Below are 26,073 nucleotides of genomic sequence, written 5' to 3' on the forward strand. Positions count from 1 at the left end.
CTTCAGTCGCGGCGGGCCAGGTAACCATCGGGCCGGATCTCGACCCGGGTGCCGTCGACCGCGTGGTACGCGGCGAAGGCATGGCCTTCCACATCGATGACGTGCCGTCCGGCCGCCGTGGTGCCGGGCCGGACGACCGCGTAGGCCTCGGTGCCGGTGGGGAGTTCGCCGGTCTCGCCGAAGCACAGCAGCGTCGAGTGCGGGCCGCGGAACAGGTCGAACAGGCGAATCGGGTTGCCCGCCATGTCCTTCAGCGGAGCGTCGGGGGCGCGGTCACCCGCGACGAGTGGACCGAGGTCGGCCGCGTCGCGGTAGCTGATGTCCAACTGCTGGGTTTCGGGACCGCGCCGCATCGCGTCCTCGGCACCGTCGACCAGCTTGTCGAGCAGCGCGGAGCTGATACCGAGCACGCGGGCGGCGACCGTCCTGCGCTCGGATTCATAACTGTCCAGCAGTGATTCGTCACCGTGCATGGCCGCGGCCAGCTTCCAGCCGAGGTTGTAAGCGTCCTGGATGCCGGTGTTCATGCCCTGACCGCCGGTCGGCGGATGAACGTGCGCGGCGTCACCGGCGAGGAAGACGCGCCCGTCCCGGAACCGTTCGGCCAGGCGGATATTCGGCCGCCACACCGTCACCCAGGTCAGCTCGGACAACGTGATGTCGGTGCGGCCGGAGTAGCGGTCGACGTACTCCTGCAGTACCGCGAGGGTCGGCTCGGCCTCGTCGGTCAGCGGCGCGGCGAACTGGAAGTGGCGCCCACCGGGCAAGGGGGACAGGGCGATCCCCTCCATCGGCCGGTCGGCACCGGCGAACCAGTAGCCGAAGGCATGGTCGAGGGCGTCGGCCCGGACATCGCCGAGCAGCATCCGCAGCGACTCGTCGGTGCTGCCCTCGAACGCGATACCGAGCGTCTTGCGTACCGTGCTGCGGCCTCCGTCGGCGCCGATCAGATAGGCGGCGCGCACGGTCTCGTCGGTATCGCCGCACCGCAGGATCGCGGTAACGCCGGTCGGGTCCTGGGCGAACGTCCGCAGCGTCGTGCCGAGTTCGACGCGAACACCGAAGTCCGCGAGCCGATCACGCAGGATCGCCTCGGTCCCGGCCTGCCCGAGCACCCAGCCATTCGGGTAGGGGACCGCGGGTGTCGGCTCGATCGGGTCCCACATCCGGTGCTCGCCGACGAACTCGCCACCGAGGTAGGCCAGCATGACCGGCCCGGTCGCGCCCGCCGCCAGCACCGCGTCGAGCACGCCGAGATCGTCGAACACCTCGAGGGTGCGGGGTTGGATGCCGTCACCGCGGGATCCCGCGAAGAACTCGGTGGCCTGGTCGATGATTCGCACCGGAATGTTCCGGCGGGCCAGCTCGAGGGCGAGGGTCAGGCCGGTGGGTCCGGCGCCTGCGATGAGTACCTGCTCGTGCACGTTCTTCTCCTGAATTAAGATTCAATGAATACTGATTCAGTATTAGAGTTGGTACCTTGCCTGTCAAGGAGGTGGGTGCGGGTGTCGATGAGTCGCAAAGAGAAGTCGGCCGAAACCGAGCACGCGCTGAAGGCGGCTGCGCTGCGCCTATTCGCCGAGCGCGGTTACCTGAACACGAAGATCGTCGACATCACGACGGCGGCGGGTCGCGCGGCCGGGTCGTTCTACAACCATTTCGCGGGTAAGGAAGAGCTACTCCAGGCGCTGCTGGACGACGTGGCGGCGGCCGGCGACGTGACGGCGGAGGGGCCGGACCACAACCCGGACTTCACCGATCCCGCGGCGATCCGCTTCCACGTGGAGCAGTACTGGATCTCGGCGCGCCAGCACTGGGCCGTGTACCGATCCATCCAGCAGGCGGCGCTGGTCAACGACGAATTCGCCAGGCAGGCCGGGCAGTTCGCGATTCAGCAGCGCCGCGACATCGTCAACCATCTGGACGGTTTCGGTCCGGACGGGCCGACGCTGCCGAGCACGCCCGACGCCAGTCTGGCGATGATGTTCCAACTCGCCACCGGCATGGTGCAGGCGGTCGAGGAGGGCACGGTCGAGTTGACCGACAAGCAGGCAGTGGACGGCCTGACGCGCTTCATCTATCGCGGCCTGACCGGCCGCGATTACTGAACTGGTCTAGGAACCGGGCAGCAGGACGATGGAGCCGGTGGTCTTGCGTGCCTCGAGATCGCGGTGTGCCTGCTCGGCCTCGGCGAGCGGGTAGGTCGCGCCGATCCGGATCCGCAGCGTGCCGTTGTCGATGGCGTTGAGGATGTCCGTTGCGCGCCAGAGCAGTTCGGCACGGTCGCGGGTGTAGTGGGCCAGCGTCGGGCGGGTGACGAACAGCGAACCCGAGCCGGCGAGGCGCTGAAGGTCGAACGGGGGAACCGCGCCGCTCGCGCCGCCGAAGAGTGCGAGCATGCCGCGGACTCGCAGCGACGCGAGGCTGGCCTCGAAGGTGGCCGCGCCGACACCGTCGTACACCGCGGCCACGCCGACGCCATCCGTCAGTGCGCGCACCTGGTCGGCGAGGTCGTCGCCGTAACGCAGCACCTCGGCGGCGCCGGCCTCGCGGGACAGTTTCTCCTTGGCATCGGTGGACACCGTGGTGATCACTCGCGCGCCGCGGGCCGCGGCGAGCTGGGTCAGCACCAGGCCGACGCCGCCCGCGCCCGCGTGCACCAGCACCGACTCGCCCGGCTGCGGGGTGTAGATCGATTCGAGCAGATAGTGCGCGGTCATGCCCTGGAGCAACGCCGAGGCGGCCACCTTCGGGTCGACCTCGCCGGGCACTTTGACGGCCACCGCGGCGTTCACCGCGACCCGCTCGGCATAGCTGCCGGGTCCGGCCGCCCAGGCGACGCGGTCGCCGACGGCGAACTCGGTGACGTTCGCGCCGACCTCGGCGACCACACCGGAACCCTCGGCGCCGGGAACGTAGGGCACGTCCTGCGGATAGCGGCCGGTGCGGATGTAGGTGTCGATGAAGTTGATGCCGATGGCCTGGATGTCGACCAACAGCTGATCGGGACCGAGCTGCGGGTCCGGCACCTCGACGTACTCCAGGACTTCGGGACCACCGTGTTCGGACACCTGAATCGCACGCATGAGATCTGTTCTACACCTTCACGGTGGACGCGTCGGACCCGACGGTGGCGGACAAATCCGGCAGGGGGACTGGACCGTTTGCTACTGGCCGGTAAACTCCGTGCCATGAGTGCTGATGTCGCCACGGCCCCGGTGAAGTTGCCGGGTGCCCTCGTGGAGTCCGTCAAGGGTTTCGTCGCCGATCACGACGGCTCGGCCACGGCCGTGCTGCAGCCGCTCGGCCGCGCCGGTGTCCGGGTGACGCTGGTCGGTGCCGACGGCATCCTCGGCGACCGGGTCGTCACCGATATGGCCACCGCGAAGGAACTCGTCGCCACGATCGACGGTCTCACCGAGGCCGACGAGTGGGACCGGGAACTGACCTCGATCGTCACCCCGCGCAAGTCGCACTGGGCCCAGATGGCCGGTTGGGTGGCCAAACAGAAGCGATTCCCCAAGGCGCGCAACGAGCACTGAGCAATGCGCGTGACGCGGCTGTTCGGCCGCCTCGGTGCGGTACTGCTTGCCGCGTGCATAGTCCTTGTGGCCCCGGCGATTCCGGCGACCGCGCAGCAGAGCAACGCGCTGCGGGTGTGCACGCCCGGCGACTATCCGCCGTATTCGGTCGCCGAGGGTGCGGGCGAATACCGCGGTGTGGACATCGAACTGGCGCGCGGCTTCGCCGAGCTGCTCCGCAGGCCGATCCAGTTCGTCCCGGTCACCTGGGCGACGTTGAAGACGGATTTCGCTGAGCGCCAGTGCGATATCGCGGTCGGCGGCATCTCCGACCAGCCCGCGCGCCGCGCCTTCGCCGACTTCTCGATCGTCTACGGCACCGACGGCAAGACGCCGATCACCCGCCGCGCCAGCGGTGCCGACTACTCGACGATCGAGCAGATCAACCGGCCCGAGGTGCGGGTGATCGCGAATCGTGGTGGCACGAACGAGGAGTTCGCTCGCAAGAACTTCCCCGACGCCCAGCTGACCCTCTGGCCGGAGAATCTCACCATCTTCGACGAGGTCGAACAGGGCCGGGCCGACGTCTTCGTCACCGACGCTGTCGAGGGTCGTTACCGCGTCCGCCAGCACCCGGGCCTCCAGGTTCTGCACCCGGACAAGCCGTTCGACTCCTTCGGCAAGGTGCTGCTGATCCGCAAGGACGACCCGGTGCTGGCCACGCTGCTCAACGGGTACCTGACCACGCAGCTCGCCACCGGCACGGTGGACCGGCTGTTCGACCAGTGGATCGGACCCAACGCGACGGTTCCGGTCTAGTCCGACGGCCTCGTGGTGGCAAGCCAGTCGAGGTAGCGGTCCATCCAGCTGTCGCAGGGCAGACCGCGCGGCTCCATCGCGAAACCGTGGCCACCTTGGGCGTAGACGTGCAGCTCCGCGGCGTGACCTGCGGATTGCCAGGCCTGGTAGCGGGCCAGATTCCCGGGCACGACGTTCTCGTCGGGGTCATCGCCGGCCAAGGCGAGGAACAGTGGGGGTGCGTCGGCCGGGACGGTGTATTCGTGCCAGGCGGGGGGATACAGCGCGGCGGCGTGATCGGGACGGCTCTGCCGGTCGTAATCTGTTGCGGCACTGAAGGCTAGTTGCCCGCCCGCGGAGGAACCGAGGATGCCGACGTGCCGGGGATCGACCTGCCAGGTGGCGGCGCGCTCGCGGACGAACTGGACTGCTCGGCGTGCATCGATGGCCGCCGGGTAGGACTGCGACTCGATATCGCCCATGGTGTAGTCGGTGGCCCAGTGCCGGATGAAGTCTTCGTCGTTCGGCGCCGAGGGGAGCAGGCGGTAGCGCAGCACGAAGGCCGTGCAGCCCTGTGCCGCAAGGGCATCGGCGATGTCAGCGCCGGTCCCTCGGGTGAGCGTGATGAAACTGCCGCCGGGACAGACGATGACGGCGGTTCCGGTCGCGCGCGCCGGATCCGGCCGGTGGACGGTCAGTGCGGGTTCGGTGACATTGCGAATCAGCGTGACCGCCTTGCCGTCCTGCAAGCCGGGGACGGTGGTCACCTGGCCATACGGGGACGGCAGGCGTGGGCTCGAGTCCGGCCACAGCGGGATGATCTCTTCGGATGTCGTTCTGCTCATGTGGATTCCGTTTCAGCTGGTGGCCAGGGTGACCGTGCCTGCGTCTCCGTCGACGGTGACCGGTGCGCCGTCGGGCAGCCGTTCTGTGGCCACGCCGGTGCCCAGCACGGCGGGAATGTGGTACTCGCGGGCCACGATCGAGCTGTGGCTCAGCGGCCCGCCGACGTCGGTGACGACCGCGGAAGCCAGGGCGAACAGCGGTGTCCAGGCCGGTGTGGTGATTTTGGCGACCAGTACGTCGCCGGGGCGGAGGCGGCTGAAATCACCGGGGCCGTTGATGATTCGCGCGGGCGCCGTCACGCGGCCGGGACTGCCGGGCACGCCCTTGACCACCGCGCCGGAATCCTGGTCGGCGCCCGCGGGCAGCAGCTTCGAGAAGTCGAGGCCGAGGAGCTTCGTGCCGCCGCCGGCGGGTAGCGCATGCGGCGGGGTGACCATGCGCTGCGCCGCTGCGGTCGCCTTGCGCTCGGCCACTACGGCGCGTGAATCCTGCACGGGGCGAGCGTTATCCAGTGCGTGCGCCGCGTCCTGTAGTTCGTCGAGGCGCAACCAGAAGACGTCCTCGTCCGTGCCGAGTGCGTCTGCGGTCACGAGGCGTCGACCGAGCTCGCGCAGCAGGCGACGCACGGTCGGCCAGCCGAGGCCGACATCCGCGAGGCCGTCCTCGCGCAACGGGCTCATGGTTTGCGCCCAGCGCAGCAAACGCAGTGTCAGCCAACGCCGTACGCCCGGCCGTCTCGCTTGGAGGGCGCGCATCGCCTGCTCCCGCTTCAGCTGTGCGTTGCGCTGACGGTCGTGCGGATCGTGTGCCGCTGGGGTGCCGAAGAATGCAAGCGTCTGCAGCAGCGGCGCTGGATCGTCGACGGGCAGTGGTGCGGCGAAGTCGAGGTCGTAGACGGTATCGCCGTAGGTCGACAGGTGTTCGGCGAACCGGCTCAGGAACTCGTGCCACGCCTGGTTCCCGCTACTTGCGTCCTTGTCGTGCAGAAGTGCGAGAAGGTCTGTGCCCGAGAGATTCTCGACTCGATCGGCGAGGCCCGGCTGCGTGTGGATCCAGCGAGTCAGTTCGTAGAGCGACTTTTCCGCTCGCAACGGCTTGCTGTCGAGCCCGAGCAAGAACGTCAACGCGGCCGGATCGTCGCGCCGCTTCAGCGTCTTGTACGCAGCCGAGAACAGGCCCTCGCTGATGTATGTCGCGGGCAGCACACCCCCTTGCAAGGTGAGGTAGTAGCGCGCCGCCTCCTCGACGATCGCCCTGGCGGCTTCCAGCAACTCGGTGGCGGACGCCTGGGCCGGATTCAGCCCGTTCTTCTCCGCGGTGACCTCGGTATACCGTGTGTGTCCCGCTCGCCACCGCTGTGGCGCGGTGCGCAGCGCACGCGGCAAGGTCGACGCCAGAAATCGCGGCTGCGCCACCAACATTCGAGCGAGCATCCCCGGGGTGTAGGTGATGTCGTAGTAGCCATACCCGTTGATCACCACCAACGGATTGTCGAAGTAGGGCAGCCCGAGGTCGTGATACCGGTCCTTGGTGGCCTTGCCGAACGCGGGCAGCCCCAGCGTGGCGAACAGCGGCGACAGCGGCTCCGGCAGCAGTTCCAGCACGCTGGCCCGCATGTACTTGCCCTTACGGTCGGGCAACTCCCATTCGGTCTGCGGCTCGACCGCGTCGGGCAGCACGGTGATCGGCCGTGCCTGCACGATGAACAGCTCGTCCGCGTGCACCGCCCACTCGAGGTCCATGGGCTGTCCGTACAGCTCCTCGATCCGCACGGCGAGCTCGGTCAGTTCGGCGGCTCGATCGGCTTCGAGCACCCGCGCGTTCCGTTGCTCCTCGGGTACCGCGACGTCCTCGGTGCCCGTTGCCGTGCGCACGGTCATCGAGCGCTTGTCGCTGATGTCCTCGCGCAGGATCTGCCCGTCGGACTTCGCGACGAGAAGTGTGTCGGGCGTGACGTTTCCGCTGACGATGGCCTCACCGAGACCCCAGGCCGCATTGATCATCACCCGGTCCCGCGCACCGGTCAGCGGGTCCGCGGTGAACAGCACACCGGCGGCGTCGGCGGGCACGAGCTCTTGTACGACCACCGCCAAGCTCACGTCGTCGGACTCGATGCCTTGGCGGGCGCGATAATCGATGGCCCGCGCGGTCCACAGGGACGCCCAGCAGCGTTGCACCGCGGCCAAGACCTGTTCGACGCCAAGGATATTGAGATAGGTGTCCTGTTGCCCGGCGAAGGACAACTCCGGCAGATCCTCCGCGGTGGCCGAGGAACGCACCGCTACCGCCACCTCGTCGCCGAGTTGGGCGTAGGCCATTCGGACGGCCGCCGTGATCTCTTCCGGCACAGGCTGTTCGGCGAACAGTCCGGCGATCTCCGCCGCCGCGGCTTCGATGGATGCGGGCCGATCCGGGTTTGCCGCGGCGACCGTCCGAAGAATCTTCTCGTGCAGATTCGCGCGATCGACGAAGTGCCGGTACGCGGCCGTGGTGACGTGAAACCCGGGTGGCACAGGGAGTTTCGCCGCGGCCATCCGGGCGAGTGAAGCGCCCTTACCGCCGGCCACCTCCAGTGTTGCCCTGGTGTCGTCCAGGTCGAGGACGAGCGGATTGCTTGTGGTCATCAGATCTTTCCTTCCTACCGGCCAGGCTCGGCGCCGAAATTCGCACGGGCGCGCGCCAGCTCATCGAGCAGCAGCGCTTTGCCACGGGCGAGGTCGGCGCCCTCGGGCGGGGTCAGCGCCCGTTCGAGCAGGTCGGCCAGTGTGCTGAGTAGTTCATCGGAGGACGGCTGGTCCGGATCGGCGAGTTCGGCCCGATCCGATGGCAAGGTGCGCCGGATGGCGGGGGCCAACGCGTCGAGAATGAAAGCGGCCGTGCGGATGTCGACGTCGGAGCGGACCGTGCCCGCCTCCTGCATGGCGAGCAGGAAGTCGCCGGTGCCGAGCTTCGGCAGCCGGTCGAAGACGTTGCCCGGCTTGCGCAGGTACTTGCCCAGGATGTCTTCGTCGCGCGCGACGATTGCAGCGGCGAGCGGCAGTCGGGTGAGTGTGTGCACCATCGCCCGGTAGACGCTGGCCACGCTGCCTGCCTGCGGGTCCGCCTCCAGCTGGGCCCGCCAGGTGTCCGCGTACCGGCTCAGCTCGCGTCGCACCGTCGCCTCGACGAGCTCGTCTTTCGACTTGAACTGCAGATACACCAAACCCCGGTGCAGGGCGACGGCATCGGCGACGTCGCCCATCGTCAGCTTGTTGTAGCCGATCCGGCACAGCAGGTCGGCCGCCGCATCGAGGATGGCCTGCTCGCGTTCGAACTCATTGACGCTCATCGTTTTGTCACCTTGACATATTTTGAGAAGTTGTCAAAAACGACCGTACGCCCGCCACGGGCCCGCGTCAACGGGTGCCGAGCGTCCTCTTATGGAATGGGTAAAGGTCCTTGCGGCAAGGGATTCGGCGGGCTGGCTCAGTACTCCCCGCGCACCAGGTTCTTGGGCTCTGCACCAGCCACGAAGCGGGCGATCTCCGCGCGGACCACGGCGTAGCCACGTTCGTAACTGCCGGTGCTGTTCCCGCCGACGTGCGGGGTGAGCAGGAGATTCGGCGCGGTCCAGAGCGGATGGCCCGGTGGCAGGGGTTCGGGGTCGGTGACGTCCAGTGCGGCGCGCAGCCGGCCCGATTGCAGTTCGGCCAGCAGGGCATCGGTCCGGACGACCGGCCCGCGGGCGATGTTGACGAGGATGGCGTTGTCGTCCATCGCGGCGAGGAAGGCGGCGTCGACCATGCCGGTGGTGCGACTGGTGACCGGGACAGTCAGGACGACGACGTTTTTTCCGGGGAGCAAGTCGGGTAGTTCATCGACGCCGTGCACTCCGTCGCGAGCCCGAGTGCCGACCAGTGTCACCTCGGTGTCGAAGCCGTCGAGCCTGCGGACGAGCTCGGCGGCCAGATCGCCGGCGCCGACCACCAGAATCCGCTTGCCGACCAATGTTCCGGTCTGATGGAAGGTCCACTGCTGGGCGCGCTGGGCGTCGGCGAAGCCGCCGAGCTCGCGATAGATGTGCAGCAGCGCGGCCATTACCCATTCGGCCGAGCTGCCGCCGTGCGCACCGCGTCCGGTGGACAGGCGCACCCCATCGGGTAACCGGCTGATCCAGCCCTCGGCGCCCGCGGTCATCATCTGCACCAGCCGCAGCTTGGGCAGCTGGGTCAGGTCGACGGTGTCGGCGCGGGAAAGGAACTTGGGCACCAGTACTTCCGCGTGTTCGGCGCCCTCGGGGAGGGGCTCGCCCGCTTCGTAGCGCAACGGCTGTATGCCGTCGATTCCGGACAGGACCTCGAAGCCGTAGTCATCCGGCACCAGAACAATCACCGCCATGCTGGCCAGGTTAGCGTCCCGGCCGGGCGCGCATCCGGCTGGACTTTTTCCGGTCTGCCGCAATGCGGAAGCGCAATCATCCGCTCGGGCATGTACTGTCTGGGTCAGTTGAGCGAATCGAGCCAATTCGCCGCAGAGTGACATATCAGTCGGTTAAATTGAGCCCGGTCGGGGGTGGAGCCGGCGGAATCGAGGTAGTGGTGGTCGACAGGGTCGCTCGGGTGTCCGAGCCACTGGTGCGGTGGGGATTCGAGCTCGTCCTGACGAGTCTGCGAACCTTCGGCCGGACCCTTCAGCTCGCCGTCGCCGCGTTCAGCTACCTCGTCGGCGACATCCTCAAGCTGCGCCATCCGTGGCGGGACACACTGCAGCAGGGCTGGTTCATCGTCAGCGTCACCGCGATTCCCGCGGTGCTGGTGGCGATTCCGTTCGGCGTGATCGTCTCGGTGCAGGTCGGCAGCCTGACCCAGCAGGTGGGCGCGACCTCGGTGGCCGGTGCGGCGGGCGGGCTCGGCGTCATCCGGCAAGGCGCGCCGATGGTGACCGCGCTGCTGCTCGGCGGCGCGGCCGGGTCGGCCATCGCGTCGGATCTGGGTGCGCGCACCATCCGCGAGGAAGTAGACGCGTTGCGCACCATGGGCATCGACCCGGTGCGGCGGCTGGTCGCCCCGCGGCTGGCGGCCATGATCGTGCTGACGCCGCTGCTGTGCCTGCTGGTCATCTTCATGGGCGTGTTCACCGGATACGTGGTGGCGGTCGGGTTCCAAGGGGTGACGCCGGGCAGCTACCTGTCCTCGTTCGCGGCCTTCGCGACCATGGCCGATCTCGCGGTGGCGATCGGGAAGTCGGTCATCTTCGGGGTCATCGTGCTGGTCGTCGCGTGCCAGCGCGGACTCGAAGCGACGCATGGGCCCAAGGGCGTCGCCAACGCGGTCAACGCCGCGGTGGTGATCGGGGTGATCGCCGCGTTCGGCGTGAATCTCGTGATCACTCAGCTGGTTTCGATGTTCCTGCCGCAGAAGGTGGGCTGATGACTGAAATACCGGCCCAGTATCGGCCGTTCGGCCGTGCCGGTCGTCTCGTCGAGCGCGGCACGCGCGGACCGCTGACCCTGTTCGAATCGCTGGGCCACCAGCTGACTTTCGTCATCCAGGTGCTCGCCGCGATACCGCACACGCTGCGCGCGTACCGGCGCCAGACCATGCTGACGCTCACCGACATCACCTGGGGCAGCGGCAATATCATCGTCGGCGGCGGCACGGTGGCGGTGCTGATCTTCCTCGGCGTCGCGGTCGGCGGCTCGATCGGCGTGGAGGGTTTCACCGCGCTGAACATGGTCGGCATGGGGCCGCTGACCGGCTTCGTCTCCGCCTACGCCAACACCAGGGAGATGGCGCCGATGGTCGCCGCGATCGGGTTCGCGGCCCAGGCGGGCTGCCGGATGACCGCCGAGATCGGCGCGATGCGCATCTCCGAGGAGATCGACGCACTGGAAGCCATTGGTATCCGGCCGATTCCGTTCGTGGTGACCACCAGGGTGATCGCGGGCATGATCACCATCGTCCCGCTTTACCTGCTGACGCTGATCCTCAGTTACCTCTCGTGCGCGGTGGTGGTGAACGTGTTGCACGGTCAGTCCTCGGGCACCTACTACCACTACTTCGACGCCTTCCTGCAACCCGGCGACGTGGTCGCCTCACTGATCAAGGCGACGGTGTTCGTGGTGATGATCATCCTGATCCATGGCTACCAAGGGTTTTACGCGACCGGCGGGCCGGAGGGCGTCGGGCGGGCCTCCGGCCGGGCGATCCGCGCGAGCCTGGTGCTGGTGGTGGTCGCGGACATGATCATGACGATCGTCTTCTGGGGGCTCGATGTCGGAATCAAGATTTCGGGGTGACTGATGCCGATATTCGTTGATCTCTCAGGCCGGGCCGCCGGGCGGTGGATGCTGCGGCTACGTGGGCTGATCGTCGCCGTTGTCATCCTGGTGGTCGCGGTGCTCACCACGCAGTACGCGCAGGGAAAATTCGCGGACCGGTTCACCCTCACCATCGACGCGGCCACCCTCGGTGAGGGTCTCGCGCCGGGCGCGGAGGTGAAGTTCCGCGGCTTCGCGATCGGCACGGTGCGCACGGTGCAGACCGTCGACTACGGGCACCAGCGCATCGAGCTGGCGCTGGATCGGCACCAGGCCGGTGCACTGACCGACGACGTGTCGGCGCGGTTCACCTCGTCGAACATCTTCGGCTCCAGCGCCATCGAGTTGGTGAACACCGGCAAGGGTGGGCCGCTGCCGGAGAACACCACGCTGTTCATCGGCGCCAACGCGTCCAACGCGACCGTGTCGAGTGTGTTCCGCCGCGCGGCGCGGCTGACCCAGGTGCTCGATTCCGACACCGTGCGGGCGTTGTTCGATCTGCTGCTGGACAACACCGCCTCGATGGGTCCGGCGGTGCGGTCGTTCTTCGCCACCGCCCGGGTGCTGGCCATGAATCAGCGTGCGCCACTGGGGCATTACCTGGACATCGGCGCCGACGTCGGTGCGGGCGTCGCGCAGACCACCTCGCCGGTGGTCGATGTGATCCTCGGCGTGCTGGACAGCAGCGAGTACTTCGGCAGCCTCGAAAACCGCGAACGGACAAAGCATTCACTGTCCGGCCTGGACACCGAACTGCTGCTGCCGATCACCGATCTGCTGCGCAGGAACAACCCGGATCTGGCCGTCACGATCGGCGGTGTGCTGGATCTGGTGGTGCCGATCAGCGCGTCGCTCGGCACGGTCGCGCCCGCGTACAACCGGCTGCCCGCCTTGCTCGCCCGGATCGACAGCGCGTTCCCGGTGATCGACGGCCGGGTGCAGCTGCAGCTGGAGGTGATCGTGAAAAACATGCCCTACCTCGCCGATTCGATCATCGGGGTGCCGCGATGAACAGTGTGACCGCCGCGGCGGTGAAGCTCGGGGTGTTCGTCGCGATCGTCGCGGTGTGCTCGGCTTTCATTGTGGCCGCGCTGAATACGCCGGTGCCCGACGACAAGGTCTCCTATGACGCTGTGTTCACCGATATCTCGGGGCTGTACGCCGGGGATGTGGTGCGCATGTCGGGCGTGGCGGTCGGGAAGGTCGACAGCGTCGAGCTGGACGGCAAGCATGCACGCGTCCGGTTCACCGTGGACCGCCAGCGTCCCCTCTACGACAACACCGAAGCCGCTGTGCGCTACCAGGATCTGATCGGGCAGCGCTATATCGAGGTGATGAACGCGAAATCCGGCGGCATGCGGCTGGCGCCCGGGGGCACTATTCCGGTGCAGCGCACCATCCCGAGTTTCGATGTGTCCACCCTGTTCAACGGCTTCAAGCCGTTGTTCGACACGCTGGATACCGCACAGCTCAACCAGTTCGGCACGAACATTCTGCGGGTGCTGCAGGGCGACGGCAGCGGTATCGGTCCCGCGCTGGCCGATCTCGACCGGCTCACCAAGCATGCCAAGAGCAGCGAGGCGGTAGTGGTGCTGCTGATCAACAACCTCGGCGCGATCTCCCGCTCGATCGGCGGAAAGTCCGCGGCGGTAGGCGATCTCGTCAAGCAGCTCAATGGCGTGCTCAACCAGTTCGGCAGCCGGACCGCGATGATCGTCAACGCGGTCGAGCAGGCGAATCGCACGCTGGTGCCGCTCATTCCGCTGCTCGAGGAACTGCAAGGCGCCTACGACGACAGCTACCTGCCGTTGGACGGGCTGTTGCGCAGGTTGCTGCCGCAGACCGATCAGCTGGTCGAGATCCTGTCGCTGGTGCCGTCGTTGATCGCCGGGCTGAACCAGAACGTCCCCGCGAGCGGCACCGCGAAGACGTACTCCTGCGCCGGAGGCGAGCTCGGGCTACCAGGTATCGGCGATGTCGTGCTCGGCAATCAGAAGCTGGTGGTGTGCAAATGACCGGTGCGGCAAAGCAACTCATCGGACTGCCGTGGCGGCTGTTCGGCGAGGTCAAACAGTTGCGCGCGGAGAAGTCGGACTCCTGGTCGCAGATGCGGTGGGGGATAGCCGGTGTGCTGGTGAGCGTGCTCGGTTTGCTCGCCGCCGCGGTGCTGTACGTGGTGCCCTTCGGCGAGCAGTCCTACACGGCGGACTTCCGTAACTCGGGCGGCGCCCGGACCGGCGACGAGGTGCGGATCGCGGGCATCAAAGTGGGCCAGGTCCGCTCGGTGGAGCTGGTCGGTGACCACGTGGAGGTGCGCTTCGGCGTGGACCGCGAGGTCCGGGTCGGTGACGCCTCGTCGGTGGCGGTGAAGATGCTGACGCCGATCGGCGGGCACTACCTGTCGCTCGCTCCGCAGGGGGAGCGAGCGCTGGGTAGCAAGCACATTCCGCCGGAACGGACCACCACCCCGTTCGAGCTGACCGACATCATCGACGTCGCCACTCCGGTGCTCAGCCAGGTCGACGGAACCACCTTGCGCAGCACCATCGCCGAGGTTAACGCGGCGCTGGCGGGTCAGCCCGACGCGGTGCGCTCGATCATCGGCAACTTCAACGACCTGACCGGCGTGCTGGCCGAGCGGTCGACCCAGCTGGACTCCGCGGTCCGCGTGTCCGACGAATACATCGGCGCGATCGCGACCGACCGGGCGGTGCTCGCCGACTTCGTGCGCGAGCTCGGTGGCGTCGCCGTGGTGCTCGGGCAGCGCAGGGGCGAGGTCGTGCAGGTCTTCGAATTGTTGAAGCGGTTCTTCGCGGTGCTGCACCGGCCGGTGATGGCCTACGGCGACTCGATCGAACCGTCGGTCGCCGAATTCGAGGAGCTGTTCAACAAACTCGTGCAGGACCCCGGCCGGCTCGACACGGTCATCGCGGGAATCAAGGACTTCATCGGGAAGATCTCCGCGATGCTCGGCGTCGACGGCGTGACCATCGACCAGTCCGCCAGCGTGATACGCGGTCCGGCACTGTGCATTCCGTTCGAGGGGAGGGCTTGCTGATGCGTGCTTGGGTAAGAGCGGGCGTGGTCATCGGCGCAATGCTGGTCACCGTCGCGGTGGTGGTCGGCGTGAGCGGCGCGTCCTGGCTGGATCAGGTGCAGCCGGCCAAGCAGCGTCTGTGTGCCGAATTCACCGACACCGTAGGACTTTACGAAGGCAACAGCGTCACGATGCTGGGCGTGGAGGTCGGCACCGTCTCCGGTATCGAAGCACTCGGCGACCGGATGCGGGTGACCATGACGATCGACGGCAAGCTGACGCTGCCCGCCGACGTCGAGGCCGTCACCATGTCGAGCTCCATCGTCACCGATCGGCGCGTCGAGCTCACCAAGACCTACACCGGCGGCCCGAAATTCGATACCGCACAGTGTGTTCCGTTGGCGCGCACCAAGACGCCGGTCGGCATCAGCGAGGCGCTCGACGCGCTCGGCAAGCTGTCCGGTGACCTGCTCGGCGCACAGCAGTCTCCGACACCGGGCGCACCGTCGGACACGTTGCTCGACGACACCCTGACCGGCGCGGTCCGCACGCTCGACGGCACGGGCCCGCAATGGAATTCACTGCTACAGCGCCTGTCCCAGGTGATCGGCGATCCGGCCGACCGGGACGTGGTGATCCGCAAGCTCGTCGACAATCTCGACCTGCTCACCACGATGTTCATCACCAACTGGCCGGATATGCAAGCGCTGCTGGACAACCTGAACAACGGCATCGATCTGGTCCACGGCTTCTCCGCGGAACTGTCCAGGGCGGTGGATCTCGCGCTCGAGTTCCTGCCGGTGATCGCCCGCAATGTCGGCAAGTACGACCAGCAGTCCTTCGAATTCCTGGATCGGATCGTGCCGGAGGTGCATCGCTACGCGGTGCTGGCGGGCAGCATCGTGGATCTGCTGGTGCAGCTGCCGCCGCTGGCCGATCGGCTGGCGCGGGTGTACGACCCGGCCACGGGTGCGGTGCGGGTGAATTACCGTCCGCCGCACTACGAGTCGGCCGACGGTAGCCAGCCCGGACTGGTCCGGGTGATTCTCGGCTCGCTGGGGGCGCCATGAAGCGGCTGATTCCGGTGCTCGCAGCGATGGTCCTGGTGCTGACCGGCTGTGGCGTGCGTGCGACCGACGTACCGATTCCCGGCACGTATCTGGCGGGCGATACGTTCTCGATCCGCATCGAATTCGGCTCGGTGCTCAATCTGCCGGACCGGGCCAAGATCATCGCGGAGGGCGTCGAGGTCGGCATGCTCGACCGGATCGAACTGATCGGGGACACCGCCGTCGCCACGGTCGACCTGAAAGCCGATGTGCGTCTGCCCAAGTCGACCACCGCGGAACTGCGGCAGAGCACCATCCTCGGCGACATCCACATCGCATTGCAGGCGCCGTCGAACGCCGGTCCGCCGTTTCTGGTGAACGGTGATGTCATCCCACGCAGTCGCACGGTGCCCGCCGCCAATGTGGAGGACATCCTGCGGGCGATGTCGAACATCGTCACCGGCGGCCGCTTCGGTGAGATGCAGGAGCTCGTCGCCAGCGTCAACGCCGCCTTCCCGACCGACCCGGTGGATCTGTCCCGCATCCTGGCCGGTGGCCGGAACGCGCTGCACGACCTCGCCACGCACACCAGCGAACTCGACCGGATCCTGGCCGCCGCCGCCAGCGTGACGACCACGCTGGAGGCGAACAAGGACAATGTCGACCGCACCCTCACTCTCGGGCCCGGCCGCGCCGCCGGTCTGTCGGAGGTGCTGTTCGGCCTGGTCCAGCTGATCATCGACGGCGGTGAATTGGCCACGTACGTGGGCGATCTCGCGCTGCCGCTGCGCGGCGATCTGCACGACATCATCAGCATCCTGGCGCCGGCGGCCCGCACCATCGGCAGCGCCGACACGACGGTGCCGATGAACGTCGCCGCGATGAACCGGTTGTTGCGCGACAAGCTGATCCCGTTCTTCAGTGCGCCGCCCAACATTCGGGTGCAGCGGGTGACGCCCGAGGCGGTCGCCGCCGACGCCTCGGCCCGCTCGGACGAGATGATCCAGGTGCTCCGGTCGATAGGAATGGTCCGATGAAGCTCTCCGGTCCGGTCTCGCTGGTGCTGCTGCTCGTCATGACCGTGGTGTGCGCGGCGTACATGGCGATCGGGGTGCTCGACATCGATCCGCGGCGCAGCACGAATACCGTGACGGTGCTGATGGATTCGTCCGGCGGCCTGATGCAGACCTCCCAGGTCGACCTGCGCGGCATGCGGATCGGCAAGGTGCGCGCCATCACCGCCACCGGCACCGGGCTCGCGGTGCGGATCGAGTTGGACGCGAAGTACCGGGTGCCGCTCGGCAGCGAGGTGCACGTCAGCAACCTGTCGGCGGCGGGGGAGCAGTTCATGGACTTCCGCCCGACCGGCACGGCGGGCCCGTACCTCACCGACGGCAGCGTCGTACCCGCCCATCAGGTGCGCATCGCGACGACGGTCAGCGAGGCGCTGGCCAAGCTGGACGTGCTGAACGCGCAGATCGATCCGGTGAAGATCGAACAGCTCGCCGCCATCCTGTCGCAGGGGTACGCGGGCCGGGAGCCGGAGATCGCCAACCTCACCCGGACGCTGACCATGACGGCGCAGTTGCTGCACGACAAGCGTGACGCCATCACCCGGCTGTATCTGAACGGGCAGGACCTCGCGCAGAACTTCGACGGCTACGGACCGGTGATCGGTGGCTGGGCCGACGATTTCACCGACCTGCTGCCCGAGGTGGTGCACCTGATCGAGGCGTTCCGCGGCTATTCCTATGCGGGCGAACATGTCTGGGACGAGCCGATGGGACCGCTGGTGCGCAAGATCGACCAGTACCTCACCGTGCTCGGACCGGACCTGGCGCACATCGCCACCGCGCTGCGGCCGGCCACCAGTGTGCTGAAACCCGTTCGGGTGGACGCCGGTTCGATCATCGACCTGCTGTCGGCGACCTTCCCGGAGCACGGGACCGCCCGAATCACGCTCGACATTCCGAAGTAGAGAGTTGAGGCCATCATGACCACACCGGATCCCGCGGCCGAAACCGGCACCGAATTGACAGCGAAGCCCGCGCCAGAAGTGCAGCAGCGCAACACCATCGGTTACGTACTCGGCGGCCTGACCGTACTGCTCACGGTGCTCGGCATCGTGCTCGGCCTGTCCTGGCAGTCGGCCGCCGACGACCTCAGCGCGCTGCGGCAGCAGAATGCCGACCGCGCCAAGGCCGCTGAGGTCGCCCAGGACTACACGCTGCGCTCGCTCACCTACGACCACAAGAACCTGCCCGCGTTCTTCGACGGCGTGCAGCGCGGCACCTCCGACGCGCTGCGCAAGCGCTACGACGAAGTGCACGACACGCTGGCCAAGATCATGACCGAGGCGCAGGTCGTCGCCACCGGTCAGGTGCTGGGCACCACGGTGGACGCCCAGGGCAACGACCAGTACTCGGTGACGGTGCTCGCCACCCAGAAGACGCAGAACATCCAGCAGCCGACGCCGGCCACGGTGCCCAACCTGCTGGTGGTGACCGTGGCCAAGAACGGCGGCGACTGGCAGGTGGTGGACTACGGCCCGAAGGGCGAGGCGCCGGGACGTTGATAAGCTGACGCGCTATTTGTCCCGGTTCCGTCGAGAGGGAGTGCTGTGCCGGACCAGTCCCGCGCGGCCCGCCGTGGTCGGCCGCCGCTTGCCGGTCTGCCGGAACGGCGCAGACAGCAGATCATCGAATCGGCCTACGCCGTGTTCGCCGAACGCGGCTACGAGGCGACCGCGATCTCCGATGTGGCCGCGCACGCAGGCATCGGGCAGGGCACGGTGTACCGGTATTTCGCGAGTAAACGCGAAATCCTCGACCATGTAGTCGATTTCGGGGTCGAGAAGCTCGTCGAGGTGTTGCAGCCGCACACCCTGCTGAGCCGCCCGACCTCGGCCGCGGAGATGCTCGCCGGTGTCCGGGCGGCCATCGAGCGGTTGTACGCGATGCTGGAGCACGACCCGAACTTCGTTCGCCTGGTTCTCGTCGAGGCAAGCGCCATCGACAAAGAGCTCAGCGACCGACTGCTCGGTCTGGAGCTGCTCGTCAGTACCTTTGTGGCGCAAGAACTTCGGCGTGGCGTCGCGGCGGGCTGGATCCGGGCCGACATCGACGTCGAGGTGACCGCGCACACTACACTCACCCTGGTGGTGCCCGGGGTGTTGCAGGAGATGCGCGGCGACAACACGCCACAGGCGCGGGAACGGGCCACCGCCGGGGTGCTCACCGTGCTCGAGAAGGCCTTGCGGCCGCGCGCTCCCGTCGCGGACGGGCCGGCTCGGTGAATGCCGCCGATCGCAGCGCCAAACGCCGCGCCGAGCTTGTTTTCGCCGCGTATGAGCTGTTCGTCGACAAGGGGTATCGCAACGTCGTCGTCGCCGACATCGTGGCGCGGGCCGGCGTGAGTCACGGCACCTTCTACAACTACTTCACCAACAAGCGCGATGTCCTCGACGCCGTCATCGACCACTACTTCGCGTTGATCCGCGAGCGGGTGTTCGGCCAGGCGGTGACCGGGCAACGTCCGCAGACCCTCGACGAATTCTGTGCGCTGTTCGGTCGCGTCGTTGATCACTGCTACCAATTGGTCGCGGACGAACCGGGTTTGGTGTCCTTCATTCTGCTGGAGGCGACCTCGATCGATGATCAGGTGGCGGAGCGATCGATCCGGAACCTGACCGTGTACGGCGACGAGGCTACCGCCCGGCTCAAGAAGGGGATGACGCTCGGGTATCTGGATCCGGAGCTCGATCCGCGGTTGACCGGGGAGATTCTGCTGTCGATTCTGTTGTCCGCCTTGTTGTCCGCGATTCGGGCCGGTGCCGACGGGCTGGACCAGGAACGTGTCCGCAATGACCTCGTCGGGTTCGTCCGGGCAGTGCTCGAACCCTGAAAGCGCTTTACTGGCGGCCGAAGCGGGCGATGGCCTCGAGGATCGTCGTCATCATCTCGGGGCTGCCGGTATGGCCGGATTCATCGATGACGTGCAGTTCGGCGTCGGGCCAGGCCTGCGCCAACTGCCAGGCAGTTCGCAAGGGGCTGCCGAGATCCAGGCGTCCGTGGATCAGCACGCCGGGGATGCCCGCGAGCTTGTGTGCGTCGGTGAGTAGTTGTCCATCCGGCAGCCACGCGTCATTGGCGAAGTAGTGCGTGCAGATCCGGACGAAGGCGAGCAGTGCCGCGTCGGGTTTGTCGCTGTATTGGCCGGGGTTGCCGAGGGTTTCGTGCGCGATGACGGCGTCCTCCCACGCGCACCAATTACGGGCCGCCGCCGCGCGTACCGCCGGATCGGGGTTGTTCATCAAACGGCTGTATGCGGCAACGAGATTCCCGTCGCGCTCGGATTCCGGCAATGCGTCCCGGAACGCCTCCCACGGACCCGGCAGGAAGCGGGCGACACCGTGGTAGAGCCACTCCGTCTCCTCCGGCCGAGTCATCGTGACCCCGACCAGCACGATTTCGGAGACCCGCTCAGGAAACCGTTCGGCGTAGGCGAGAATCAGCGTCGACCCCCAGGACCCGCCGTACAGCAGCCAATTCTCGATACCGAGGTGCACCCGCAGCCGCTCCATATCGGCGATCAGGTGCTCAGTGGTGTTGTGCGACATATCGACTGCCGGATCCGAGGCATGCGGCAGACTCTCACCACAGCCACGCTGATCGAACAGCACAGTGCGATAGATCGCGGGATCGAAGTTCTTCCGCGAACCCCGCCGACCCCCGCTCCCCGGCCCGCCGTGCACCACCAAAGCGGGCTTACCATCGGGATTACCGCTGGTCTCCCAGTAGATCCGGTTCCCGTCCCCGACCTCCAGCAGCCCGTGCGCATACGGCTCGATATCAGGAAACGGCTGTGCCGCAACATGTTCCGGCTGGCTCGCACTCATCGATAACCCCTCCTCGACGACCGGCCCTACGCCGATGCCCTCCGAGCGTAGCCACCCCAAGTCGACCATGATCAACGGGATAAGGGCGGCCCGACTCGCACTTTGCCGCCCCGGTCGGCGGCCCAATGGACTTCCCTCTCGGAAGAATCTCGAGATCAGCACCACCGCCAATCCCCACGCCGGAGCTTTCACCTTGCCCATCCCAGGTTGCGGAAGAGAAAGCCGGGACACCACCTGACGCGCCCAGCACTATCCGGGCATCGGGCCCAAGTGGGTGCGGATCCCGAGAGAGGGTGCGGATTTTGCTGGCAGCGGCCCGTTTTCGTGATCGACGGGACATGAGGGCGCGAAGTGCGAGTAAGCCCGCCGTGACGTCCCACTCGAGGCTGGGCCGATCACCCAGCGGGACATAAGGGCGGGAAAACGCGAGTACGTCCACCATGGTGTCCCGTTGGGCAACCAGCTGGTCGCCCAGCGGGGCATAGCGGCGGTGAACCGCGCGCTTTGGTGCCGCTGGGCTCCGTTGATCATGAACGGAGCGCCAGAGGGTATGCGAAATCGCGCCGATGCTGGCGGGCTCGGTGGTTCAGCAATATCCGCACTGGCTCTCGGGATCCGCACTGACTACGGGGGTCCCGAGTGGGGCGGATCCCGAGAGAGGGTGCGGGTTTTGCTGGGTGCGGATCAGGCGGGTTGGGGTGTGGGGGTGGGGGTTTCGATTTTCTCCCTGGTGCGCAGGGAGGCCCAGAGGGCGGCGGTGGCGGCTACACAGGCGGCGGCTCCGCCGACGTGGATGACGACGAGGGCGGCTGGGACGTCGGTGAAGTATTGGACGACGCCGACCAGAGCCTGTGAGCAGACGATCGCGAGCAGTACGAGTATTCGTTTACGGACCGGCGGGGTGATGCCGACCGCGAACAGGCCGAACGCCAAGCCCACCAGCAGCGCCAGGTAACCGACGAGCAGCTGGGAATGCAGGTGCACCAGGGTGACGATCTCCACCTCCAACCGCGCGACCGGACGCTCGATGCTCTTGTCGCCCGCGTGCGGGCCGGCGGCAGTCACGAGTGTTCCGGCGATCAGCACGCCGCTCAACGCGACGGCGCTGAGACCGGTGAGCCAGCGCAGCGGCGCGGGTGCGCGCACGACCTCGATGCCGTCGTCGGGTTCGTTGATTTTCGCGTAGAGCACCACGGCCAGCCAGACCATGAGCATCGACGCCAGCAGGTGCACGGCAACCGTCCACCAGAGCAGGCCGGTGCGCACGGTGATACCGCCGATGATGCCTTGCAGCAGCGTGCCGCCGGGCATCAGCCACGCGTACAGCAGGACGTCGTTGCGGCGCCGGGCGCGGGTCACCGCGAGCACGATCAGTGCGGCGCACAGCGAGACGACGAAGGTGAGTAGCCGGTTGCCGAACTCGACGGTCTGGTGCAGCACCGGCACCTCGGAGACGCCGATCGGGGTGAAGCTGCCGGGGAAGCATTGCGGCCAGGTCGGGCAGCCGAGCCCGGAGGCGGTGACCCGGACGACGGCCCCGGTCACCGCGATGCCCGCCTGAGAGAGGATCACCGCGATAGCGATGATGCGCTGCACCCGCAGCGAGGGCAGCGGCAGCTTGTCGACGAGTCGCAGAAAGGCGCGATACAGCACGTCACGATGGTAGAGCACGGTCAACTACACGCTGTCGTTGGTACGGGTCGGCGGTACGCCTGCGGGGGCGTGGGCGATGCGCGAGAAGCCGTACGCAGCTCCGAAGCCGGTGGGGTCGAGTTGTTGTACGTAGCTCGGAGCTGGTGGGGTCGGGTTGTACGCAGTTCGGAGGCCGGTGTGGTCGGGTTGTTGTACGCAGTTAGGAAGCCGCTGGAGTCGAGATGCCGTCCGCAACTAAGCCGCTGGGGTGTCGGCGGTGCCGGATGGCAAGCCCAGTCGGCAGCTTCGCGGCGCGGTGCGCAGTCCGAGCGTGTCTACTGCAACCGGAGGTAGCGGTTGGCGAGGGCGCCGGAGACTGCGCGCCCACGGGCGAGCACGGTGCGTGTGGCAGCGGTCTGTTGGATCCGGAAGTAGCGGGTGGCAAGGATGCCGGAGACCGCCACCTCACGGGGCGAACGCGGTGCGTGTGGCAGCGGTCTACTGGAACCGGAAGTAGCGCGCGGCGAGGACGCCGGAGACCGCGCCCCACGCGGCGAGCACGGCAATACCGAACCAGTCGACGGTGCTGCGCATCGCATCCTCCAGACCGACCGCGAGCGCGCCCGAGGGCACCAGGCGGGCAAGCACATTCACCGCGGCGGGCAGATCATCGGACGCGAAGACCACGCTGGCGATGCCGAGCATGACGAACCACAGGATGTTCGCCAGCGCCAGCACGACTTCCGCCTTCAACGTGCCACCGAGCAGCAGGCCCATCGCCGCGAAAGTGGCGGTGCCGAGCGCGATCACGAGCGCGCCGAGCGCGAGCCCAGCCGGCTCGGGCCGCCAGCCGAGCGCGAAACCGATGGCTCCCAGCAGGATCGCTTGCAGCACAACGACGATGAGCACCGCCGCGCTCTTACCCGCGATGATGCCCCAGCGGGGGAGTGCGGTGGCGCCGAGCCGCTTCAGCGCGCCGTAGCGGCGGTCGAAGCCGACGGCGATGGCCTGCCCGGTGAACGCGGTCGACATGACCGCCACCATCATCACCGCGGGCACGATCTTGTCCACCCGGTCGTCGCCGAGATCGCCGAACGGCAGCAGGCTCAGGCCGACCAGCAGCGTGATCGGGATGAACATGGTGAGCAGCAGCTGTTCGCCGTTGCGCAGCAACAGGATCAGCTCGAGCCGCGTCTGCGCGATCATCATCGCGACGCGCGAGCTCGGCCGTGGGTCGGGGGCGAAGGTGCCCGGGGTGAAGCGGTTGGCGGTCAGGTCGGGCTGAGTCATCCGCGTAGATCCCGTCCGGTGAGTTCCAGGAAGACGTCTTCGAGTCTGCGCTGATCGATCCGAATATCGGTGGCCAGCACGTTCACTCGCGCACACCACGCGGTCACCGTGGCCAGTACCTGCGGATTGATCTCGCCCTCCACCAGATACGTGCCCGGCGTGGTCTCCCGTGGCGAGAAACCTTCCGGTAGCGCCGATTTCAGCAGTTCCAGATCGAGTTTCGGTGGGGCACAGAAGCGTAGCTGCCCGGCGGCGCCGTGCGCGGTCACCTCGGCGGGCGTGCCGGAGGCGACGATCCGGCCGTGATCGATGATCACCAGCTGGTCGGCGAGCTGTTCGGCCTCGTCCATCAGGTGCGTGGTGAGCAGCACGGTCACGCCGTCGCGGCGCAACGCGTCGATCAGCTCCCACACGATGAGCCGCGCCTGCGCGTCCAGCCCGGCGGTGGGTTCGTCCAGGAACACGATCTCCGGCTTGCCGACCAGCGCACACGCTAACGCGAGCCGCTGCTGCTGGCCACCGGAGAGCCTGCGATACGGCGTACTCCGGTTGTCCTGCAGCCCGAGCGTGCGCAGCAACCAGTCCGGATCCAGCGGATCGGCGGAGTAGGCGGCGACCAGATCGAGCATCTCGCCCGCCTTCGCGCCCGGATACGCGCCGCCGCCCTGCAACATGACTCCGATGCGCGGCCGCAGCCGATCGGAATCGGCGATCGGATCCAGACCGAGCACCCGCACCGACCCGGCGTCGGGAGTCACGAACCCTTCGCACATTTCGACCGTGGTGGTTTTGCCCGCCCCGTTCGGACCGAGCAGCGCGAGCACCTGCGCTCGTTCGACATCGAAGCTCAAACCGTCGACCGCCGTGGTCTCGTCGTATCGCTTGACGACACCCTCGACGCGAACGGCAAGTCCGGAGGAGGTCACGACTTCACCTCGCTGGCGCTCGGCTCCGCCGTGCCCTCCGGGGCTGCGCCGATGGTTCGCTCGCTTCGCTCGCTCACGATGTCACACCGTAAGAGGTAACCACCTGTGACGGAGCCGACACCCCCTCCTGGCCACGCCACGGCAGTTTGTTACGGGTGATCACGATGAACAGCACGGCGACGATCACGGTGGCGATGGCGGCGCCGACGATCTGGAAGACCTCCAGGTCGGCGCCGCGCGGCATCAGGATGACGCTGACGATCGCCGAGAACGTCACGGCGGGAACGCGGAAGATGGGCCGGGTGGCCCAGGCGGCCAGCGGCACGATCGCCCACAGCAGGTACCAGGGTTGGACCACCGGGAACAGCAGCACGATGGCGCCCAGTGCGACACCGAGCGCGCCGACCGCGTGCAGCCGTCCGATGCCGGTCGCGACGAGCATGCGCAGGGCGAGGAACCCGGCGACCACCGCGGCGATCGGCCGGGTGATGCTGAGCAGCGCGGTGGTGTGGTCGCCGAGTCCGAGCAGCACACCGCCGAATCCGGTGATGATGCCGAGCACGGTCGGCACCGACATCCAGCTGCGCACGGCGTTGGCGACATTCAACGTATGAATCCACCCGAAGCCCAGCCCGCTCACCGAACCGATGAAAAGCGTTGTGCTGAGCGCGATCGCGCCGAGTAGTGCGGCGGACACGGCGACCGTGCGCAGACTGAACCCCCACCGGCGGGCCAACGCCATTCCGACGAAACCGAGCGCGATGATCGAGGTGAGTTTGACCGCCGACGACAGCGATATGAGGATGGCCCCGCCGATCAACCAGGCGTAGGCCCGTCCGTCGAACGGATGGATGTCCTCGATCGCGCGCAGGCACAGCTCCATGCCCGCCAGCATCAGGCCGAGCATCAGCGCGTCGTTGTGCACGCCACCGACCAGATGGAACAGCACCAGCGGGTTGGCCGCGCCGAGCCACAGCGCGCTGACCGGTGCGACCCCGCAGCGCTGGGACAACCGCGGCAGCGCCCACACGATCAGCGCGACGCCCGCGATCGCCAGCGCGCGATGCACCCAGACACCCAAAATGATGTTGTCGCCGGTGAGTTCGGCGATACCGCGACCTATCCATAGGAACAGCGGACCGTAGGGGGCCGGTGTTTTCTGCCAGATGGTCGGCACGTTGTTGGTCAGCACGTTGTCGATGCCGAGCCCGTCGACCGGCCCCTCCTGATAGGGGTCGATGCCGCGGGCCGCGATCTCGCTCTGCGCCAGATAGGAATACACGTCGTTGCTGAACAGCGGCGGCGCGACGCTGAGCGGAATGATCCAGACCAGCAGGGTGCGGTCGAGCTGGGAGCGGCTGAGCCGGTGGCGTGGCGCGCCGCCGAAGCCGCCGACCGCGAACCGGCCGAGCAGCAGCCAGGCGAGCACCACCACGACCGTGCCGGTCATGCACATGGCGAGCGAGCCGGTGTGCGCGCGGGCGAAGATGCCGAGCACCCGGACGCCCGAGGTCGGGTTCTGGTGCACCGGTTGCGCGCCGATGCCGAGCGCGCTGATCGCCATCAGCACCGTCCCGGTCGCGCCCATCAGCCGGATCCGGTCGAGCTGGACCAGCTCTTTGCGATCGAGCCCGGGCACCTCGGATTCGTCCTGGTGCAGGACCGCGATCGTGTGATCGGCGGCCGGTGCGTCCAACCCGAGTGCTCGGCGCCCGAATGCCAGTGTTCTGCGCCGCGCGCCCTCCAGTACCGCCACGAGACGAAGCGTAGTGGGCGCGC

The 26,073-nt window shown here is 67.5% G+C and carries 25 protein-coding genes; 14 read left to right on the forward strand and 11 right to left on the reverse strand.

Annotation, left to right across the window (positions count from 1 at the left end; all coding sequences use genetic code 11):
* Positions 1-2 precede the first annotated feature (2 nt).
* The gene (locus NN4_RS16875) at positions 3-1,424 is read right to left on the reverse strand and encodes an FAD-dependent monooxygenase (protein WP_147131835.1); all 1,422 of its coding nucleotides are present in this window, start codon (positions 1,422-1,424) and stop codon (positions 3-5) included.
* A gap of 87 nt (positions 1,425-1,511) precedes the next feature.
* Between NN4_RS16875 and NN4_RS16880 the strand changes: the two genes are divergently transcribed.
* Positions 1,512-2,108 carry a TetR/AcrR family transcriptional regulator gene (locus NN4_RS16880; RefSeq protein ID WP_147131838.1) on the forward strand — a complete coding sequence of 199 codons (597 nt, stop codon included), beginning with the start codon at positions 1,512-1,514 and terminating at the stop codon, positions 2,106-2,108.
* 6 nt (positions 2,109-2,114) lie between these two features.
* Here the strand turns inward: NN4_RS16880 and NN4_RS16885 are convergent, their stop codons facing one another.
* Complete coding sequence (locus tag NN4_RS16885) at positions 2,115-3,086, reverse strand: quinone oxidoreductase family protein (protein WP_147131842.1); 972 nt, start codon at positions 3,084-3,086, stop codon at positions 2,115-2,117.
* A 105-nt stretch (positions 3,087-3,191) separates the two neighbouring features.
* On the opposite strand from NN4_RS16885, the gene NN4_RS16890 reads away from it, so the two are divergent.
* Positions 3,192-3,542: a hypothetical protein gene (locus NN4_RS16890; protein WP_147131845.1), complete on the forward strand. Its 351-nt coding sequence runs from the start codon at positions 3,192-3,194 to the stop codon at positions 3,540-3,542.
* A gap of 3 nt (positions 3,543-3,545) precedes the next feature.
* Entirely contained in the window at positions 3,546-4,340 is a 795-nt protein-coding gene (locus NN4_RS16895; protein WP_147131848.1) for a transporter substrate-binding domain-containing protein, read from the forward strand.
* Here NN4_RS16895 and NN4_RS16900 read toward each other — a convergent pair.
* From NN4_RS16900 to NN4_RS16915, 4 genes are all read right to left on the reverse strand, one after another.
* Complete coding sequence (locus tag NN4_RS16900) at positions 4,337-5,164, reverse strand: alpha/beta hydrolase (RefSeq protein WP_147131851.1); 828 nt, start codon at positions 5,162-5,164, stop codon at positions 4,337-4,339. The genes NN4_RS16895 and NN4_RS16900 overlap by 4 nt on opposite strands.
* Before the next feature lie 12 nt (positions 5,165-5,176).
* A complete protein-coding gene (locus NN4_RS16905) occupies positions 5,177-7,789 on the reverse strand; it encodes a PEP/pyruvate-binding domain-containing protein (RefSeq protein ID WP_147131854.1) in 2,613 nt (870 codons plus the stop codon).
* Between the two features lie 14 nt (positions 7,790-7,803).
* Positions 7,804-8,493: a TetR/AcrR family transcriptional regulator gene (locus NN4_RS16910; protein WP_147131857.1), complete on the reverse strand. Its 690-nt coding sequence runs from the start codon at positions 8,491-8,493 to the stop codon at positions 7,804-7,806.
* Positions 8,494-8,630: 137 nt separating this feature from the next.
* Entirely contained in the window at positions 8,631-9,542 is a 912-nt protein-coding gene (locus NN4_RS16915) for a 2-hydroxyacid dehydrogenase (RefSeq protein WP_186818479.1), read from the reverse strand.
* Between the two features lie 125 nt (positions 9,543-9,667).
* Here NN4_RS16915 and NN4_RS16920 point away from each other — a divergent pair, with 125 nt between their 5' ends.
* From NN4_RS16920 to NN4_RS16970, 11 genes are read left to right on the forward strand one after another with little or no spacing between them, the layout of a single operon-like run.
* Positions 9,668-10,573, forward strand: a complete 906-nt coding sequence (locus NN4_RS16920; protein WP_371865667.1) for an MlaE family ABC transporter permease — start codon at positions 9,668-9,670, stop codon at positions 10,571-10,573.
* Complete coding sequence (locus NN4_RS16925; RefSeq protein WP_107657880.1) at positions 10,573-11,442, forward strand: MlaE family ABC transporter permease; 870 nt, start codon at positions 10,573-10,575, stop codon at positions 11,440-11,442. Before NN4_RS16920 ends, NN4_RS16925 begins: the two co-directional genes overlap by 1 nt.
* A gap of 3 nt (positions 11,443-11,445) precedes the next feature.
* The gene (locus NN4_RS16930; protein WP_147131862.1) at positions 11,446-12,474 is read left to right on the forward strand and encodes an MlaD family protein; all 1,029 of its coding nucleotides are present in this window, start codon (positions 11,446-11,448) and stop codon (positions 12,472-12,474) included.
* Entirely contained in the window at positions 12,471-13,478 is a 1,008-nt protein-coding gene (locus NN4_RS16935) for an MlaD family protein (protein WP_147131865.1), read from the forward strand. Before NN4_RS16930 ends, NN4_RS16935 begins: the two co-directional genes overlap by 4 nt.
* On the forward strand, positions 13,475-14,521 hold the full coding sequence (locus tag NN4_RS16940) for an MlaD family protein (RefSeq protein WP_147131868.1): 1,047 nt from the start codon (positions 13,475-13,477) through the stop codon (positions 14,519-14,521). The genes NN4_RS16935 and NN4_RS16940 overlap by 4 nt, the downstream gene beginning before the upstream one ends.
* On the forward strand, positions 14,521-15,570 hold the full coding sequence (locus NN4_RS16945; RefSeq protein ID WP_147131873.1) for an MCE family protein: 1,050 nt from the start codon (positions 14,521-14,523) through the stop codon (positions 15,568-15,570). Before NN4_RS16940 ends, NN4_RS16945 begins: the two co-directional genes overlap by 1 nt.
* The gene (locus NN4_RS16950; RefSeq protein WP_147131876.1) at positions 15,567-16,586 is read left to right on the forward strand and encodes an MlaD family protein; all 1,020 of its coding nucleotides are present in this window, start codon (positions 15,567-15,569) and stop codon (positions 16,584-16,586) included. Before NN4_RS16945 ends, NN4_RS16950 begins: the two co-directional genes overlap by 4 nt.
* Positions 16,583-17,527 (forward strand): MlaD family protein, encoded by a 945-nt coding sequence (locus tag NN4_RS16955; protein ID WP_147131879.1) that lies wholly within the window; start codon positions 16,583-16,585, stop codon positions 17,525-17,527. The genes NN4_RS16950 and NN4_RS16955 overlap by 4 nt, the downstream gene beginning before the upstream one ends.
* 15 nt (positions 17,528-17,542) lie before the next feature.
* Positions 17,543-18,124, forward strand: coding sequence for a hypothetical protein (locus tag NN4_RS16960; RefSeq protein WP_147131882.1), 582 nt, complete (start codon positions 17,543-17,545; stop codon positions 18,122-18,124).
* A 45-nt stretch (positions 18,125-18,169) separates the two neighbouring features.
* Positions 18,170-18,844, forward strand: coding sequence for a TetR/AcrR family transcriptional regulator (locus NN4_RS16965; RefSeq protein ID WP_147131884.1), 675 nt, complete (start codon positions 18,170-18,172; stop codon positions 18,842-18,844).
* Positions 18,841-19,452 (forward strand): TetR/AcrR family transcriptional regulator, encoded by a 612-nt coding sequence (locus tag NN4_RS16970; RefSeq protein ID WP_186818481.1) that lies wholly within the window; start codon positions 18,841-18,843, stop codon positions 19,450-19,452. The genes NN4_RS16965 and NN4_RS16970 overlap by 4 nt, the downstream gene beginning before the upstream one ends.
* Positions 19,453-19,459: 7 nt before the next feature.
* Here the strand turns inward: NN4_RS16970 and pip are convergent, their stop codons facing one another.
* The 5 genes from pip to mptB all read right to left on the reverse strand — a co-directional run bounded on the left by pip (position 19,460) and on the right by mptB (position 26,050).
* Positions 19,460-20,446: a prolyl aminopeptidase gene (gene pip, locus NN4_RS16975; protein ID WP_147131890.1), complete on the reverse strand. Its 987-nt coding sequence runs from the start codon at positions 20,444-20,446 to the stop codon at positions 19,460-19,462.
* A gap of 684 nt (positions 20,447-21,130) precedes the next feature.
* A complete protein-coding gene (locus tag NN4_RS16980; protein ID WP_147131893.1) occupies positions 21,131-22,099 on the reverse strand; it encodes a COX15/CtaA family protein in 969 nt (322 codons plus the stop codon).
* A gap of 477 nt (positions 22,100-22,576) precedes the next feature.
* Positions 22,577-23,368, reverse strand: coding sequence for an ABC transporter permease (locus tag NN4_RS16985; protein ID WP_147131897.1), 792 nt, complete (start codon positions 23,366-23,368; stop codon positions 22,577-22,579).
* The gene (locus NN4_RS16990; RefSeq protein ID WP_147131901.1) at positions 23,365-24,294 is read right to left on the reverse strand and encodes an ABC transporter ATP-binding protein; all 930 of its coding nucleotides are present in this window, start codon (positions 24,292-24,294) and stop codon (positions 23,365-23,367) included. The genes NN4_RS16985 and NN4_RS16990 overlap by 4 nt, the downstream gene beginning before the upstream one ends.
* A gap of 73 nt (positions 24,295-24,367) precedes the next feature.
* A complete protein-coding gene (mptB, locus tag NN4_RS16995; RefSeq protein WP_147131904.1) occupies positions 24,368-26,050 on the reverse strand; it encodes a polyprenol phosphomannose-dependent alpha 1,6 mannosyltransferase MptB in 1,683 nt (560 codons plus the stop codon).
* Positions 26,051-26,073 lie beyond the last annotated feature (23 nt).

The sequence above is a fragment of the Nocardia ninae NBRC 108245 genome (assembly GCF_007990755.1).
In the GTDB taxonomy this organism is placed as follows: domain Bacteria; phylum Actinomycetota; class Actinomycetes; order Mycobacteriales; family Mycobacteriaceae; genus Nocardia; species Nocardia ninae.